Below are 16,935 nucleotides of genomic sequence, written 5' to 3'. Positions count from 1 at the left end.
AAATTACTCGCTTTCTTTGTTTATCTCGGCACTTTGGCCTTGTGCCGTCGCCTCGCTTGCGGCATCTTTTTTCTTTTGTTCGTCTTGCTTTTTTGTATCAATGTTTTGCTTATATGACTTCACAAGTGCTTGAGCCTCTGAATAGTTGTTGTAGCTAATTTCACCACGCCTGATTCTTTCGGCAACACCCGAATCAAGGTCCGAAATGTTAACATCACTGATTTCACCAAGGTTATCGGTTCTGCCACCAACATCCCCCATCACAATGCCATGGTAAATTGCAACTTTCCCGTCGCATTCTGCAAGATAGGCAGCGTTTGAAATCCAGTTATTAAACGCCCAACCAGCAGTTCCCAAAATTGCAAAAAGCAGACAAACAACAATGCCTGCCCCTACTTTAGTTTTGCGAGCTACTTTCTTTTTTTTTATTTCTGTAAAACCTGAAACATCGACAACAATGACTGTGCAATTGTCGTGCCCTCCCCACTCATTAGCCTCACGAACAAGTCGATCTGCTGCATCTTGTGGGTCGGTTTCGGCATTTAAAATGTGCTCAATGTCGTCGTCTGTAATCATTGAATAAAGACCATCGCTACAAAGAAGCAAACGATCTCCCGACGAAACATTTAATTCATATAAATCTGGAACCATGTTTGGATCGGTTCCTAGGGCGCGTGTAATTTTTGAACGATCGGGGTGAACGCGGGCATAATCTTTTGTTATTGCGCCCTGTTCTACAAGATTTGCAACATAGGAATGGTCGCGCGTCAACTGAGAAAGCTCACCATCGTGTAAAAGATAGCAACGTGAGTCACCAACCTGCGCAATGATGAGTGTCTCTCCCATTAACATTGCAGCCGTGCAAGTTGTTCCCATGCCCTTCTTGCCAACACCAGTGGCCGCCGCATGAATAATCTCAAGGTTGGCATCCATCACGGCCTGTCCCAAAGCATTCGCATCAAGCGATTCAGGTGCGCGCTCAAACACAACCTTCGAGGCAATTTCACTCGCAACTTCTCCAGCAGCGTGTCCTCCCATGCCATCAAAGACAGCATAAAGAGGATATTTGACAATCAAAGAATCTTCATTGTGCTCCCTAACACGTCCGATGTCAGTGCGAGATCCAAAGTTTGGTTCTCCCAACTTTGAAACAATGCCGTGCTTTGAATGTTTTCCAATCGCTGTCATTATTTGAAACGCACCCTAATCGAAACGTCACCAACGCTAACAACATCGTTATTTTTGAGCGCGGCTGGCGCAGAAATTCTGTTCCCGTTAACAAATGTTCCGTTCGTGGAACCAAGATCTTCGACGAAAAGATTTTGCCCCATGAGTCTAAACTTAGCATGACGTCCTGAAACATAGCTTGCCGCAATAACAATGTCAGCTCCAGGCGAGCGCCCAACAATAACTGGTCCTGTGACAACAATCTTTACACCACGAAGTTCCTTCGGGCCTGTTTCAACACTCAAATTCCACTTCTTCTCTTTAGAGTTCGTGCCCTTCACCATTCCAATTCCTGTTTTCACAAGCGCAAACAAGAAAAGATAGAGAATGGCAACGAAAAGAAGCCTGCCTATGAGCAAAATTACGTCAATCATTTAAAACCTTATTAAGATAAGGAAATCCATTGCCTACAAAATTTGGAACTCAAGGCGTGTTGTTCCAATTAAAACGATGTCGGCATCGTTTAGCGGGGCCGATTTCACTCTTCTTCCGTTTACATAAAGTCCATTAGTTGAGCCAAGGTCAGAAATTATCCAAGTGCCATTTGGTTCCATGTGAATTTCTGCATGCGTGCGCGATGCGTTTATGTCAGAGATAACAATGTCGTTGCTTGACTCACGACCAATTCTTTCAACACCGCCAGTCAAAGAATAGGCAATGTCATTTTCTTCATCGTAGAAATAAACGTTAGTTTGAACAGGCACTGCCTGAGGTGCAACAGCAACTGTTCTTTCTTGGGAAACATCTTGCTGGGGGTTTGCGGCCATTTGCTGTGAAACTTGTGCAATTTGCGAATTTTGCACAGGCGCGACCTGCTTAGGTTGTGGCTGAACAAAGACATCATCATTCATGACATCCAATCCCGAAAAACGGTCATCAAAAGAAGGCACAGCAGGTTTTAATTGCATGTCTACCGAAGGAATGTCTGGCTGTACATCAGCAATCGGGGCATCGACAGAGGGAATTGCTGGCTGCACATTAGCTTGAACATTGTAGACGGCCGAGGCATTTGGTTGAGCTTTTGCCGACGAAACATCAACCGATGGGATTCTTGATTGCTCTGTCATGGCCTGTGCACGAGCAGCAGGGGACTGTTGTCCAACTTCAGGAAACTTAGGAGTCATAACGTTTGAGGGCACAACTGGCGCAGGCACAACAGATGGAACTGCTGCGACGGCATCAACCTGCTTTTTTGCCGACTGAGCAAGACGAGGATTCTCTCGCTGTTGTGACACTGGTATTTGATGATAATCACCCTGAACAGAGCCAGGTGAGACTGTCCTTTTTGAAGAGGGAGAAACAGTTGCAGGTGTAGCAATTCCATATCTCTCGTTTTCCTGAGCACGAAGTTCTTCAACTGTTTGAGGAGCCACAAGCTCTGCGATCACATCAAACTTCCCCTTTCGAAGTTCAGGGTCTGCAACGAATCTCACTAAAGGTTTGCAGTCTAGGGAAAGCCCGTTGTCATCGGCCTTTGCTGCGAGATATGTTTCAACTTCCCCAGCTAGCGTGGGGTAATAGCCAAAAAGCTTAGCGTCATCTTCAGAAGAAACAAGACAAGTGTAAAGCGTTGGAGCGATTTGCCTGCCTTTGCCAACAACTTTCTCACGCTTCATTTGTTTTTCTGCTTTTTTTGTTATTTGAACAGGAGTGAGCGCCGATTTTTCGAACGCAGAAGCTGCGCCTTCAACGCTGTCTTCAACTTTTCTTTCGAACTTTGAAAAGATCCCCATGATCTTCCTTTCCTGTCATTCTTCCTTAACTGTTCAATTTTCCCACAATTTGCACTACACACCTCTAAAAAGGTGGCCAGACGTCGTGTTCTTTTGTCTGCTCTTAGGTGAATTTTTCAGAGCTTCTTTTACGCGAGAAATCGTTCTAGTCAACTCTTTTTGCGGCATTAAAGTTGCATCAATCATAAAACGGCTAACGCCGACATTCATCAACTCAATCAAATTTGGGGTTAAGTCCAAATCAACCGAATTATAAATTGTGCTTCGCCCAAAACAATCGCTAACTACAGGAAAATCAACTTCTTTTCTGTCGTGAAGGAAGTGCCTTTGCCTGCGTCTCCTGCAACCTGGACAATCTTCATTGCAAGGACCCTCGCTCATCAAAATGCAATGTTCAGTCGTCATGAGACGTTGTGGACCACAAACAAAAACGCCAACCTCACTGTCTATTTTTGAGGCTACATCAGCAATTTGTGCCATGTTTAACTCAGGTGAAATCCACACAACTTCAGGGCACATTTTATTGACTAAATCAACAGTGCAGTCATTAGTGACGGGGAAAAACTGACCAATCTCAAACTGCTGTTCATTAGCTTTCGCCTTTAGAACATGAGCAATGTCGTCGCAATAAACTCTGGTTGCTTTCGCAACAGTTTCGCAAGTGTCAAAACTTAGCTTTCTCTCTCGGGAATCTCCAAAAGAATCACGCGAAACCAAAGGAGCCATGACTGTTACATCATTTGGGTAGGAACTTTGTGTTGGCTCTGCCAAAACAGCACCTTCACGGCTTCCTTGCCCGTGCTTGATATGGAAAGATTGAACATATGGCACAACGCCGGCTCTGCTCACCAGACGAGCATCTTCGGCATTAGCAACAATTGCGCAAACAACAGGTTCAGCGCTTTTCTTGCGACTCTTAATCTTCGAAGAAGAAATCTCTGCACAAACGTTTTCGCGCTCACAAAGAAGCTGCCTCAACTTATCTATCGCAGAAGCACGCAGGCGATGAATCTCGGAAAAACCAATGCCCACGCCATCATCAAGAATTAATTCAAATTCATCAAGATAAAAATCGGTGTTTCCAAGGCGATTAAAATGGACTTCAACGTCCTCTCGTGAAACAACTTTAGTTCTAGCAGGTTCCACAATAGAACCTTCTATATAAACTGACTTTTCTCCACTGATTACAGTGAGACGGGAAGGTTGTCCTATTTCCAACACAAGTGATGCAGAAATTGGAAGTCGAGGTTCTGAAAAGTTCTCATGGAACTCATCTTCTGCAGATCTAACTCTAAACACTCGGTCTTTTTCACGAACATCTTTGCAATTTATGTCAGTTTCAAATTTAAAACGTTTTCCTTTAGTTGAAATGTTATTCGGAATAACAATTGCAGTTGTACCATGCTTTGTCCAAACGGTAATTGTGTCGCCAGCAAAAAGAGAGACGTCAGATTCAATTTCGAGCTGGACGCGTCTCTCACCCAAAATTCTTTTCGATTTTATGCGGCCCACAAACAAGCCGCGATTGTTTGGTCGAGCGTAGCTCATAAAATCATTTCCGCGCTCGCCATGCAAATATCCATCAGTAAAGCCACGAGAAAAAGATGCTTTTAGCTCATTGATCTCAGCAGTGGTGCTGTTTGCTTCGCCACTTTTTTTAATGCGATCCAAAACGGCACGATAGACCTCAACAACTGAAGAAACATATTCAGGAGACTTCATCCTGCCTTCAATCTTGATTGAATCAACTCCGGCATTTGCAATTGAAGTCAAATCGTCAATTAGACACATGTCTTTTGGCGACAGAAGATGCACATCAGTTTCTTTTGAAGAAAGCTTTTTCTCATCTCCACGAAGAAGAGAATAGGGCAAACGACACGCCTGAGCACACATTCCGCGGTTGGCGCTTCTCGCTCCAATGCATGAACTCATTAGACATTGTCCAGAATAGCAAACACAAATCGCACCATGTGCAAAACACTCTATTTCAATGCTTAGATCATGGGCAACTTTCACAATTTCTTCAATCTCGCCAAGGGATAGTTCACGCGCAAGAGTGATTCTTCCAGCACCAAGTGCTTTTGCAGCATAAACTCCGTCGACATTGTGAATGTTCATTTGTGTGGAAACATGAACATAATCAGGCCCGAAATGAGAAGAAATTGCATTGCAAATGCCAGGGTCTTGAACGATAAACGCATCAACGCCGCAGTCAATTGCCCCATTTATCATCGACATTAAAGACGATAGTTCACGTGTGATAACGAGAGTGTTGATTGTCACATAAACCTTAACTCCGCGCAAATGACAATAATCACATGCATCAGACAAAGTCTTTAATGTGAAGTTGTCGGCGCCTCTCCTGGCGTTAAAGTTATCTAATCCTAAATAAACAGCATCGGCACCACTTCTGACCGCAGCATTTAGCGCAGCTAACGAACCAGCTGGAGCAAGTAATTCTGGCACATTCATGTCTATTTGAGCTTTTCAAGCTTAGATTGAATAGCTGCATCTGCATCTTTCAAGGTCTGAACTGCCGACTCATATTTACTTGAAGCATCAGAAATTAAGCTGTCAACATTCTGCCCAGACTTAGAAGTTTTGGAAGCCTCTTCAAGGGAAGAAAGCGCCTCTTTCAAGTCGTTGCAAGCCGATTGATATTTAGTTCCTTCCTCTTTGAGTGCAGGTGGAACTTCCAAATTAGCAGCTTTATCAAGAATGTCTTTTAATTCTTCAATTTTTAATCTCACAGCAACTGTATCGTCTTTTGTGTAGGCTTCAACCAATTCATCATATTTTGAAGACAAATCGGCAGCACAGGAATCTAGACTTGAAACATAGTCGCGAGCTTGTTCAATTGGAGTTTTTTGTTGGTTATCACTCCCAGTACCTGAAATTCCACTACATCCCACAACGCTAAATCCAGCACACAAAATCACAATAGCTAAAGCTAAATTAAATGCTTTATTTTTCATTCAAAGACCTCTCAGAATTAATTTTCACCAAACACATTTAACCACGGAAAACATTAAAAATACTTCAACTATCCAGTTGTTGCACCACCTGAAGTATCTCCACCTCCGGTACCACCGTCGCCACCTCCGGCGTCACCACCACCTCCGGTACCACCGCCACCACCTCCGGCAGCATCACCACCTCCAGTGTCGCCACCAGTTGAGTCACCGGCAGGTGTCCCACCTGAGCTTTGGTCCTGAGATGAAGTGGTTTGCTCATTTCGAGAGTTCTGATTGTTTTCATTACTTGACTTGTCGCTGTTGTCTGACGAAGAACCAATTCCAATGTGGTTAGCTGCGTCTTTAAAATTAGCAATGTAAGGCGGATTTGATGCCTTAGGAAAATCTTTGCTTTGTTGTCCTCTCAGATAGGAATCTATAAACACTTTAAATGCACTTTCAACCGTGGAATATGTCGATCGGGCATCAGTGTAGTTTTCTGTAAAGTCTCCCATCCAAAATGCTGCCGTCACTTGTGGAGTAATTCCAATCCACCAGGAGTCTTTGTGGTCTTCAGATGTTCCTGACTTTCCTGCAGCAACTTGTGTAGATGGGCGAGCAGACACACCAGTTCCGCTTGTAACAACTGTCTTCATTGCCTCAGTAGCAGCATATGCAACTTCGGCTGACATCGCACGCTTTCCAACAGGATTTGAGTTATCAACCAAAACTTTTCCCGTCTGGTCGGTGATTCTTAACACGCATTCTGGTTCATAATAGGTGCCGCCATTTGCAATAGAAGCATATGCTCCCGCCATTTGAAGAGGTGTTATAGAAGCTACACCAAGTGTCAACGTTGGAACATCAGGCAAGTCAGCCGTAATTCCCATTCGCCTTGCAACCTCAATCACTTTTGCAGGTGTTACATAATTACAAAGTCGAATAAAACCTGTGTTTGAAGAAACTGCCAATGCAGACGATATTGATCTCGTTCCATAATTTGCACCACCATAGTTAGTAATCACAGAACCGTTCATTGTAATAGAGGTTCCGCAGTCAACCATCGTGTTAGGATCAATGCCAGCCTCTATAGCTGCAATTAGTGTAAAGACTTTAAACGATGAACCAACCTGACGTCCATTCGTGCCATCACCTGTAACGAGGTTAACTTGCGACTCGTCATAATTTCCCTGACCATGTATTGCCTTAATGTAGCCAGTGTTTGAATCTAGCGCTACACTTGCTACTTGAAATCCTGCCGAATCAGCCTTCTGCTGAGAAGCTTCGTCTAAATCTTTTTGACACTCAAGGTCAAGAGTAGTTACAACTTTTAAACCACTTCCCCACAAATCAGCTGAAGTCAAGCCATATTTTTCAGAATTGTTAGTGAGTTGGTTTCGAACATAGCTTGTGAAATAGGGATATTGATGAATACCATTAGTCGAAGGCTCACTTGGATTCAGCTCGATTTCCTGATTCATAACCTCGTCGGCCTCTTCCTGCGTAATAACGTTGTTTGAAACCATTCGAGTTAAAACAAGGTTGCGCCTTTGTACACACTGCTCCATGTTATCAATTGGGTTGTTGTATGTCGGCGACTGAGGGATGCCAATTAACGTTGCGGCCTCATTTAAAGTGAGCTCGTTTGCATGCTTTGAAAAATAACGCTCCGAAGCCGCTTCTATTCCATATGCACCAGAACCATAGTTAATGGTGTTTAAATACAGTCTCAAAATTTCGTCTTTGTTGTAGAGCTGCTCCATCTTAAGAGCGATGTAAATTTCACGTACTTTACGTTTAATTGAAATGTCTTGCATCTCATCAGAAATGACAGTGTTTCTTGCAAGTTGCATCGTGATTGTCGAGCCGCCTTCAAGGCTCCCACCAAAAATGTTGTTAAACAATGCACGGCCTGTTCCATAGAGGTCAAAGCCGTTGTGGTTGTAGAAACGTTCGTCTTCTGTTGCTACAGTTCCTTTTTTAACGTAGTCACTGACTTCATCAAGAGAAACTGGCGACCTGTTTTCAAGTTGGAATTCTGCCAAAACAGTTTCACCATCACTTGCATAAACAGTCGATGTTTCAGAATTGTTCAGCTGATTTAAATTTGAATAGTCTGGGATGTCTTTAAGCCAAGCATCGCACATGAAATAGATGCCTATTCCTGTCACGACGCAAATGCTACAAAGAACAAGTAAAAAGGTTAAAAAGCCACTTTTAACATCATGCTTACGGACGTTCTTTCTTCCCTTTAAAGCTCGTGAAGCCATATAAAAATAACTCCCCTGTTTTATTTTTTACAATTAAAAAATTATAACAAAAGCGGCATTTCCGCTTAATTTATAATGAACTGCAGGTTAGCATGTGACCACTTTCGAGACTGGAGGAAGCATGCATAATTACGAAAACCATGTAGAGAGCATGGTAAATTTTTATAAGAGCGGCATTAAAAGCAACTCCCAAAAACTCGGTGTCGAGCTTGAGTACACGCTTGTTTATGACGACAATTCCCAGGTTAAATACTTCGATGAATTCGGTCAAAAATGGCTGATGGAAAACATGCTAGAGTTCTATCCAGAAAAAATCCTAGATGAACAAAAAAATCTTATCGGCATAAAAAACGAACGCGATTCAATCACTCTTGAACCTGCTGGCCAGTTCGAGCTTTCCGCTGGTCCGTTTGAAAAGCTAGAAGAAGTTTTTGAAGCATTTGAAACCTTCCAAAAACGAGTAAATGCACTTGCAGAGCCTCATGGCATCAAAATGCTCGCAATTGGCTATCACCCAAAATGTAAAGCAGAAGAACTCGTCATCATTCCAAAAGTTAGATATGAGTTAATGACTAAATATTTCTTGAAAAACTCGCCAAAAGGCATTCGCATGATGAGAGGAACTGGATCGACCCAAGTATCAATTGATTATTCAAGCGAAGCCGATTGCATTCGCAAACTGCGTCTTGCATATGTTTTAACACCACTTTTTGCAATTTTGTGTGACAACACTCCAATGTTTGAAGGAGAGAAGCGAACGCACCACATCATGCGCACCCAGGTATGGGAAGATTGCGATCCAAGACGATGCGGCGCCATGCCAGGCATTTTTGAAGATTCTTTTAACTTCGAAAAATGTGCAGAACTCGTCCTTAACACTCAGGCGATGTTTGAGATGGATGGAGATGATGGCCATCTAACAAACAAAACCACGAGCGAAGTCTATGGCGACAAAGAAATGAGTAACGACGATTGTGCAGCAGCATGCTCACATTTGTTCAATGATGTGAGGCTAAAAAACTTCATCGAAATCCGCCCAGCCGATGCTCTTCCAACCAACATGGAAGTCGCATATGTGGCTTTAATCAAAGGCATTTTCTATTCAGAAGAAGCACTTTCAAGCATAGAAGATTATTTTGGCCCTCAATCAGAAACATCTTTTGAAGAAGCAAAGCGCAATCTCGAAGAAAAAGGCCTTTCAGGGGAAGTGTATGGAATGCCAGCAACTACGGCTTGCAAGAAACTTCTTGATGTCGCTAGTTTGGGACTAGATAAAGACGAGAAGAAATATCTAGAACCACTATTCGACGTTGTTTCTAACAAAAAAACTCTAGCCGACGAACTTATCCAACTTTAGCTTGCGCTTCTCCAAGTTGGCCTGTCGGTGGAACGAACGTTGATATAGACCACCTTGTCATTTTGTTCCATTATTTCTTTTGCAATGCGCTCTTTATCGCGGATGTTTTCTGAAGTGCCAAATGCAATTTCTACATTATTTTTTAGGCGAAGTGTTGTTGCATTAAGATTTTGCACAGAAATTGACTTCACTTGATCTTTTAAATCTGTCGAAAAGCCATTTAGGATGTTTAGTGCATTAACAACAGAATCATCAGTTGTTTTGCCACCGATTTCAGGCGCTATCCCATTTGGGCAATCTTTAATGTGAACCGCATTTTCGGAGTCTTCATAAATCTTTTGCGAAATCATCTGACCAGTCTCAGAATCCTTGTCAGGAATTGCCATAATCCAAGTGCCATCAAGAGTAATAACCCAGCTCTGTGGGGTTTGATTTGCACCTGAATTAAAGTCAACAATTGCGCCAATTTTTCTTTCCTTAATGACAATGCTTAATTTATGTGGCCATTCACGCTTAAATTCGACACCATCGACCCATGCGTCGCGCAGAAAACCATTCTCAATTTTGTTACTGTCGAAAGTCAAAAGATTTTGCCCCACAGGACTTGGCGCTAGCGCCTCACATTCAGCCTGCGTGAGATGGTCGGCTCCAACATATTCAACTTCTGTAATCTCAAGCACATCAGAGTTTGCTAAGTAAACAAAAGCACCAGCCGATGCAACCAGTGCAAGTAAAAACAAACCTATTAAAAACTTCTTTAAATTAAATGGCTTGTTTTTGTGTTCCCTCTTTTCAGAAGCTTTTCTCTCTTTTTTTGCTCTTTTTTCTTCACGAACCGCAGTTCTTTTAGATTCTTTTTCTTGACGGTTTGCTTCTTTCTTGATTTCAGAAACGCTTGACTGACTAAACCCTTCCAGAGCTACAGGTTTTTCGTTTTTTTTAGCCCTAGGATTCCCCGACCTTGCCAAGCCATCTGATTTAATAGCGCGTGAACGAGCAACAGAAGAGGAGACCTTCGTCTGCGAAGAGTTTGCACGCGGGTTATTTGCGCGAGGGTTGCCTTTATGTGTGTTATTCTCCAAAAAACTCCAGTGCTAAAAACCCAAAAATTGGACTTCTGGCTCGAGCAAGACTCCAAACTTTTCTTTCACTTCAGTTTGCGCCAACCTAATTAAATCCATAATGTCTTGCGATTTTGCATTATCAACATTTGGGAAAAAATTTGCGTGTAACTCAGAAATTTCAGCTCCACCGATGCGTGTGCCTTTGAGTCCAGCTTGCTCGATTAATCTGCCTGCGCTGTCTCCTTCTGGATTTTTAAAAACGCTTCCGCAATTGTGACCACCAGGTTGAGTTTTGTTTCGTTTCTTAAGCTTTTCTTCCATGTGAACTTTTAAATCCCAAGTTTTGCATTTCTTGAGCTCAATTTCACATTCAACTGCAATTCCCATTTTCTGAATTTCTGAATAGTGATATCCAAAATTAAAATCGTCTTTACAAATTTTTTTTAGACGATAGTCATTATTAATATCAAGAATAGAGACTGAAGAAATAACATCGCACAAGCCAACACCGCCTGTGCCTGCATTCATCCCAAGTGCGCCACCAACAGTCCCAGGAATTCCAACAGCAAATTCCAAGCCAGAGAGCATGTTATTAAAAGCCAACTGTGACACTTTTGCAAACGAAACCCCAGCCCCTGCTGTAATCAAGCATTTTTCCTCATCGATGTTTACTTTTCTGAAATCTCGACCCAAAGAGCACGCAACGCCATCAAAGCCTTCGTCAGAAACAAGCAAATTTGACCCTTTCCCGATCATGAAAAAAGGCATGTTTGTTGAATCGCAAGCGCGCAATAATTTTTGCAGAGATTCGATAGTGTTTACTGTGCAAAAAAATTTAAAGGGACCACCACAATGATATGTAGTGTGCCTTGAAGCTGGTTCATTAAACAAAACCTCGCAATCAAAGCTATCGTCCAAAAACAGCGCGCTCAAAGCATTTGCGTGTTTTGGTGCCTGGCTGTGTGACATTTTATCTAGTCTAGTTTCCTTTTTTAATTTCGTCTAATATCATTGGGCCAATCTCGGTGATATCTCCAGCTCCCATCGTAATCACAAGATCTCCTGTTTTAGCTTTCTTGGCAATGTGTGGCGCCACATCAGCAAGACGGGGAACATATTCAGCATCTGGATGTCCTGTGTGTTCCAAAACTGTGTTAAGGAAAGTTTCTCCAGAGATTCCTGGAATAGGTGTCTCTCCTGCAGCATAAACGTTAGTGAAAATGATTGAATCTGCATCATCAAACGCTTCTGAAAACTCTTTCGCAAGAACATCGCAGAATAGTTTTGCGCGAGTGTAGCGATGCGGTTGAAAAATCACGTGTACTTTGTTGAAATCAAGCTCTTTAGCAGCCTTGATGGTGGCTTTAATCTCAGTAGGATGATGCGCATAGTCGTCAATAACTGTCACACCGTTCGCGCTTCCAACAAGTTCAAAACGGCGATGTACGCCGCTAAAATTTCTGAGTTTTTTTGCAGCCATCTCAACATCGAGACCAAGTGACTCTATTAAAGCAAGCACGGCTGTTGCGTTAAGTTCGTTGTGAGTGCCTGGATTTTTCATAATTGCACTGTCAACAACCTCGCCGTTTTTGAGCTGGACCTTAAAAACAGAGCCAACACCAGCGCGTTCGCTTTCAATTATGCGAACGTCTGCATCTTCTGAGAAACCATAGGTAATGACGTTTTTCGTGCTAGCTTTTGCCAATTTAACCAATCGATCATCATCAGCGCAAACTATTGCTGGATTTCCTTCAGGAACACTTGCAATAAATTGACCAAATTTCTCATATATTTCATCAAGTGATTTGTAATGATCTAGATGGTCACTCTCAATGCTTGTAACCACTACTGCATAGGGGCTCAAACAAGTCAAAGATTTGTCTGACTCATCTGCTTCAACAACATAAAACTCACCAGAGCCTGGTCGAGCGTTGGTGTTGTAGGCCAAAACCATTCCACCAATAACAAAAGTTGGATCAAGCCCCATGTCATCAAGAACGCAAGCAAGCATAGAACTTGTTGTAGTCTTTCCATGAGTGCCGGCAACAGCAAGAGTTTTTAAGTTGCGTCCAAGATATTCCAAGAGCTGAGCCCTGTGAATTATTTTTAAGCCACGTCGTTTTGCTTCAACAAGTTCAGGATTGTCATCCATGATTGCCGTGGAGACAACAACAGCGACATCATCGCCTTCAGGCACATTTTTTGCATCCTGCCCAATAGACACAGGAATCCAACTTTTCTCAAGCTGGTCGGTAAAACGTGATGCTTTCATGTCTGACCCGCTGACGCGTATCCCCTGAGAAGAGGCAATGCGAGCAAGTCCACTCATTCCAACACCACCGATTCCAATAAAGTGAAGTTTGTTATGTGTTTGATTTGTGTCAGTCATGTTCATCTCCAAAATCGACTCACTCTATTTTATCAATTGAATTACAGTGTCAGCGAGCCTTGCGGTTGCGTCCACGGTGCCAAAACTCTCGGCAGCTATTTTCATTTTCTCGCGAGTTTCCTTGTTTTTAATGATGTCAAAAAGAAGTTGAAGAAAAGAAACACTTCCAACTTCGTCGTCTTTGCACCAATAGGCGGCACCAGCGTCCACATACGCTTCAGCATTTTTTGTTTGATGGTCGGCCGTTGCATGCGGGAAAGGCACAAGAAGCGCTGGTATTTTTCTTGCAGAAATTTCAGCTAAAGAAGTGGCTCCTGCCCTCGACAGAATCACATCGGCGCAAGCGAGTGCTTTTGGCATTTCATAACAATAATCGAGCAAGTGATAGCGTTTCTTCTCGTCCTCATTGAGTTTTAAACACTCACAAACCCAATCATAATCACGCTTTCCAGCAACATGAATAATTTCAAGTCCATCGACACTAAGTAGTTGATCTTTTAATTTAACGATAGTCTCATTAATTGTTTTTGCGCCAAGGCTACCTCCAAAAACTAGAAAGACTTCTGAGGTTTCTGACAAACCGAACTCATAAATTCCCTCTTCGCGCGTTGCACTCAAAACTTCCTTTCTGACAGGATTTCCAGTAACAACCACCTTTGATTTGTCTTTTACTTTATTAGCTGTGTTTTCATAGGTCAAACACACTGCATCGGCATGTTTGCTCAATTCTTCATTAGCAAGTCCCATAACTGAATTTTGTTCGTGAATTGCAGTTTTTATCCTCAGCTTTTGAGCAGCATGCACAACTGGAACAGAAACATAGCCTCCAAATCCAACAACGAGATTAGCGTCAATTTCTTTTAACCACGAAGTCGCTCTGACCTTAGATTTATTTGCCTTTCTCAAGGCAGTCAAAGCCGTCCAAGGTCTTGAGCGATCAAAACCAGAAACATCAAATGCCACATATTCATAACCCGCCGCCGGGACCAAGCGTGATTCAGCGCCTGCAGGGGTTCCTGCATAATAAACCTTTGCCCCACGAGCAGTTAGTTCATCGGCAAGTGCTAAAGCAGGGTAAATGTGTCCTGCAGTGCCACCTCCAGTGATTACAACATTCATAGAAACACCTCTTTATCGTTTTTTATCCAAAAAACTTGGCTGTTTTATTTCTTTAGAATAGTCCTTATTTTTAGTTGTCGATCGTCTCTCACTTGAACGTGAAAGAGAATCGGTCCATTCAATAGAAGAATGTCTGTTGCGTGAAGAACCAAGCGACCCACCCCGCAAGTCAGCTCGTCTCTGTGCGCCAGAATGCCCAGAATCGATGCGAGCGTAATCGTTTCTTTTGTCTCCCAAGTCGTTCGCTCTCCCTTTCGGATGGCTGCGTGAGCCTGCATTCACACTAGAATCTGTGAGCGCAGAACAAAATTGCTTCTTTTGTTTGGAGGTTGCGTGGTCACTTGTTCTTGTGTAAATTTGAATGTCACCACGGCGTCTGTCATGTTCTGTTTCAATTTCTGCATTTTTAGCGAAAGAAAGAATAAATCCAAGCAGAATAAACGAAGCTATAACTGAACTTCCACCCGCCGAAACAAAAGGCAGTGGTTTACCAGTCGTAGGAAAACAACCAACTGCACTAGCTATGTTAATTAGCGATTGTGAGACGATAAGGAAAGCTGCACCATAAACTAAAAGTTTAGATTCAACTCCGTTTTGCATGCTAGCCAATTTGCATGAACACACAAAAATAGCAACAATGCATAAAAGAACTACAAGTGCACCAAGAAGACCCAGTTCCTCACAAATGATTGAGAACACGAAGTCGTTGTCGGAGCCGAAAAGATAATCATATTTTTCATGAGATGCACCAATTCCGCGTCCAAAAAAACCACCCGACGCAATTGCATAATAGGACCTGATTAGTTGATAACCATCACCCATGCCATTCTGCCCATCATCCCAAGGATTGAGAAAAACAAAACGTGCAGACCTAAAAGAGTCTCCAAAAAACGAGGTTGCTAAAATAGCAGTAGCAACTATACCGAGAAGAACTATTATTAACGTTCCGCTAAAACCTGCCAGGTAATAAACAAACAGTACACAGAACAGGCAAATCATAGAGCTGCCCATGTCATTGCAAAAGAAAAGAAGAACAGCAATTGGCAAAACAACAAACACTGCAGATTCAGCAAACAACTTGAGATAACCAATGGAGCCACGGTTAAAACGCGAGGCAATATAGGTAGCAGCAAGAAGAATCGCTGGCTTCAAGAATTCCGCAGGTTGAATTGTGATTGGCCCAATTGGAATCCAACGCGTCGCACCATGAGCGCTAACACCAAAAACTCCACAATATATGAGAGCCATAACAACAATCCCTAAAAAAACCATCCAGGAACGATAGGTGAACTGCACAAGGCTATGAAATTTATAAAAGAGATAACAAACCAGAGCCCCAAAAAAAACATATGCAGCCTGTGACCTGAAGCCAGTAATTGGGGAAGCATCTTCAGCAATGTAGCCATAGCTCGTAACTGAATAAAGAATCACCAGGCTAATTGTGCAGAGCAAAACCACACAACAAATGATTATGCCGATATAAACTTCTCTAGAGTATGTTTTGGAGAGAAAATCTCTAAGCATTTAGCTGCTCCACCAGCTGTTTAAAGCGCCTTCCTCTTTCCTCAAAACCACTAAACTCATCAAATGACGCACACGCTGGCGACAAAAGAACACTGTCTCCATCACTTGCTTTCTTAACAGCTAGGGCAAAAGCATCTGATAATTTGTTCGCTTCCAAAACAGGAATCCCTTCGTCTTCTAGCTGTTTGAAACTTTTTAAAAAACGCGCTTTTGAGTCGCCATAGCAAATAACGGTTGAAACAACAGATCCGCAACCCGCTGGTCTTTTGCACTCGTTCACGAGAGGCGTCAAATCAGAGCCTTTATCGGTTCCACCAAGAAGAAGAATCACACGTCCTTGCGGGAAAGCGGAAAGCGCTTTAATTGTTGAATCTACATTTGTGGCCTTCGAATCGTTATAAAAAGCAACTCCATCCATGTCCCCACAAGGCTCAATCCTGTGCTCAAGCGGGCTAAATGACAACAGCGCCTCTTTAATCGTTGAATCACTAACACCCATAAAAGAAGTGAGAGCTGCGGCGCAAACTGCATTTTGAATGTTGTGCTCGCCTTTAATCTTCATGCCTTCTGCCAGAGAAGCGACCATCCCTACTTTGTCTGAATTTTTGTCGGTCACAACCTTGCATGCGAAAGAATCGATGCCAGGGATCTGTGACTTAAGATGGTGTTCTAAAAACACTAAAGCATCAGCGTTGTCCCTTAAGTTTGCAAAAATCTTGAACTTTGCATCTCTATAGTTTTCAAGACCCTCATGCCATTTAATGTGGTCAGGTGTTATGTTTAGAATCGCACATGCGTCAGGGTCAAATTTTGAGGTTGAAGCAAGCTGATATGATGAGCATTCAGCAACATAGACTTTTGTTTGCCCGTCAACTTGAGAAATGCAAGTTTGTCCAATGTTGCCAACGGCAACTGCATTGATGCCGGCCACTGTCAAAATGTGCTCTGTCAGCGAGGTCGTCGTTGTTTTTCCATTCGTGCCTGTGATGGCAATCCATTTTGAATCAATTTCCGATTCACGATAGGCAAATTCAACTTCACTGATTACCTCGCGAGAAACCATTTTTGCTTTTACATAAAAATCAGAAAATTCGCTTATGCCAGGACTTGCAATGCACAAATCATATGATTTTGTTGAATTAGCAAGTTCTTCTTCAGTCACGACATCGACTGTCAATGCACGATTGGGCTGTTTTGCTAAATAGTCTTCAACGGCTTTTCCTGTGACTCCTTCCCCAAGAATTAGCACGTTGCCCAAATTGTCTGGTGAGCATTTATGTTTCATTTTCATTTTTGAC

General features: G+C 42.7%; 13 protein-coding genes. 1 reads left to right on the top strand and 12 read right to left on the bottom strand.

From position 1 onward, the window contains the following. Positions 1-3: 3 nt before the first annotated feature. The 6 genes from FXZ76_RS02380 to FXZ76_RS02350 all read right to left on the bottom strand — a co-directional run bounded on the left by FXZ76_RS02380 (position 4) and on the right by FXZ76_RS02350 (position 8,184). Entirely contained in the window at positions 4-1,188 is a 1,185-nt protein-coding gene (locus tag FXZ76_RS02380) for a Stp1/IreP family PP2C-type Ser/Thr phosphatase (RefSeq protein WP_079535569.1), read from the bottom strand. Next, positions 1,188-1,601 (bottom strand): FHA domain-containing protein, encoded by a 414-nt coding sequence (locus FXZ76_RS02375; protein WP_079535566.1) that lies wholly within the window; start codon positions 1,599-1,601, stop codon positions 1,188-1,190. The genes FXZ76_RS02380 and FXZ76_RS02375 overlap by 1 nt, the downstream gene beginning before the upstream one ends. A 33-nt stretch (positions 1,602-1,634) precedes the next feature. Further along, on the bottom strand, positions 1,635-2,960 hold the full coding sequence (locus tag FXZ76_RS06410; RefSeq protein WP_231961731.1) for an FhaA domain-containing protein: 1,326 nt from the start codon (positions 2,958-2,960) through the stop codon (positions 1,635-1,637). A 54-nt stretch (positions 2,961-3,014) separates the two neighbouring features. Next, positions 3,015-5,432, bottom strand: a complete 2,418-nt coding sequence (locus FXZ76_RS02360; protein WP_079535564.1) for a U32 family peptidase — start codon at positions 5,430-5,432, stop codon at positions 3,015-3,017. Positions 5,433-5,434: 2 nt separating this feature from the next. Next, positions 5,435-5,935, bottom strand: a complete 501-nt coding sequence (locus FXZ76_RS02355; RefSeq protein WP_079535561.1) for a hypothetical protein — start codon at positions 5,933-5,935, stop codon at positions 5,435-5,437. 68 nt (positions 5,936-6,003) lie between these two features. Beyond that, positions 6,004-8,184: a transglycosylase domain-containing protein gene (locus FXZ76_RS02350; protein ID WP_079535558.1), complete on the bottom strand. Its 2,181-nt coding sequence runs from the start codon at positions 8,182-8,184 to the stop codon at positions 6,004-6,006. 121 nt (positions 8,185-8,305) lie between these two features. Here FXZ76_RS02350 and FXZ76_RS02345 point away from each other — a divergent pair, with 121 nt between their 5' ends. Beyond that, positions 8,306-9,541 (top strand): glutamate-cysteine ligase family protein, encoded by a 1,236-nt coding sequence (locus FXZ76_RS02345; RefSeq protein ID WP_079535555.1) that lies wholly within the window; start codon positions 8,306-8,308, stop codon positions 9,539-9,541. On the opposite strand, the gene FXZ76_RS02340 is transcribed toward FXZ76_RS02345, so the two are convergent. From FXZ76_RS02340 to murD, 6 genes are read right to left on the bottom strand one after another with little or no spacing between them, the layout of a single operon-like run. Further along, positions 9,538-10,623 (bottom strand): cell division protein FtsQ/DivIB, encoded by a 1,086-nt coding sequence (locus tag FXZ76_RS02340; protein ID WP_079535552.1) that lies wholly within the window; start codon positions 10,621-10,623, stop codon positions 9,538-9,540. The two genes, FXZ76_RS02345 and FXZ76_RS02340, sit on opposite strands and share 4 nt — an antisense overlap. A 12-nt stretch (positions 10,624-10,635) precedes the next feature. After that, positions 10,636-11,574: a UDP-N-acetylmuramate dehydrogenase gene (murB, locus tag FXZ76_RS02335; RefSeq protein ID WP_079535549.1), complete on the bottom strand. Its 939-nt coding sequence runs from the start codon at positions 11,572-11,574 to the stop codon at positions 10,636-10,638. Positions 11,575-11,584: 10 nt separating this feature from the next. Beyond that, positions 11,585-12,994 carry a UDP-N-acetylmuramate--L-alanine ligase gene (gene murC, locus FXZ76_RS02330; protein WP_079535547.1) on the bottom strand — a complete coding sequence of 470 codons (1,410 nt, stop codon included), beginning with the start codon at positions 12,992-12,994 and terminating at the stop codon, positions 11,585-11,587. 24 nt (positions 12,995-13,018) lie between these two features. Continuing rightward, a complete protein-coding gene (gene murG, locus FXZ76_RS02325) occupies positions 13,019-14,113 on the bottom strand; it encodes an undecaprenyldiphospho-muramoylpentapeptide beta-N-acetylglucosaminyltransferase (RefSeq protein ID WP_079535545.1) in 1,095 nt (364 codons plus the stop codon). A 12-nt stretch (positions 14,114-14,125) separates the two neighbouring features. Continuing rightward, entirely contained in the window at positions 14,126-15,637 is a 1,512-nt protein-coding gene (locus tag FXZ76_RS02320) for an FtsW/RodA/SpoVE family cell cycle protein (protein ID WP_079535544.1), read from the bottom strand. Continuing rightward, complete coding sequence (murD, locus tag FXZ76_RS02315) at positions 15,630-16,928, bottom strand: UDP-N-acetylmuramoyl-L-alanine--D-glutamate ligase (protein ID WP_079535541.1); 1,299 nt, start codon at positions 16,926-16,928, stop codon at positions 15,630-15,632. Before murD ends, FXZ76_RS02320 begins: the two co-directional genes overlap by 8 nt. Positions 16,929-16,935 lie beyond the last annotated feature (7 nt).

It is taken from the genome of Phoenicibacter congonensis (genome assembly GCF_902386915.1).
GTDB classification, from domain to species: Bacteria; Actinomycetota; Coriobacteriia; order Coriobacteriales; family Eggerthellaceae; genus Phoenicibacter; species Phoenicibacter congonensis.
Note: the sequence above shows the minus strand (reverse complement) of the source record. Positions and strands in the feature narration are given on the sequence as shown.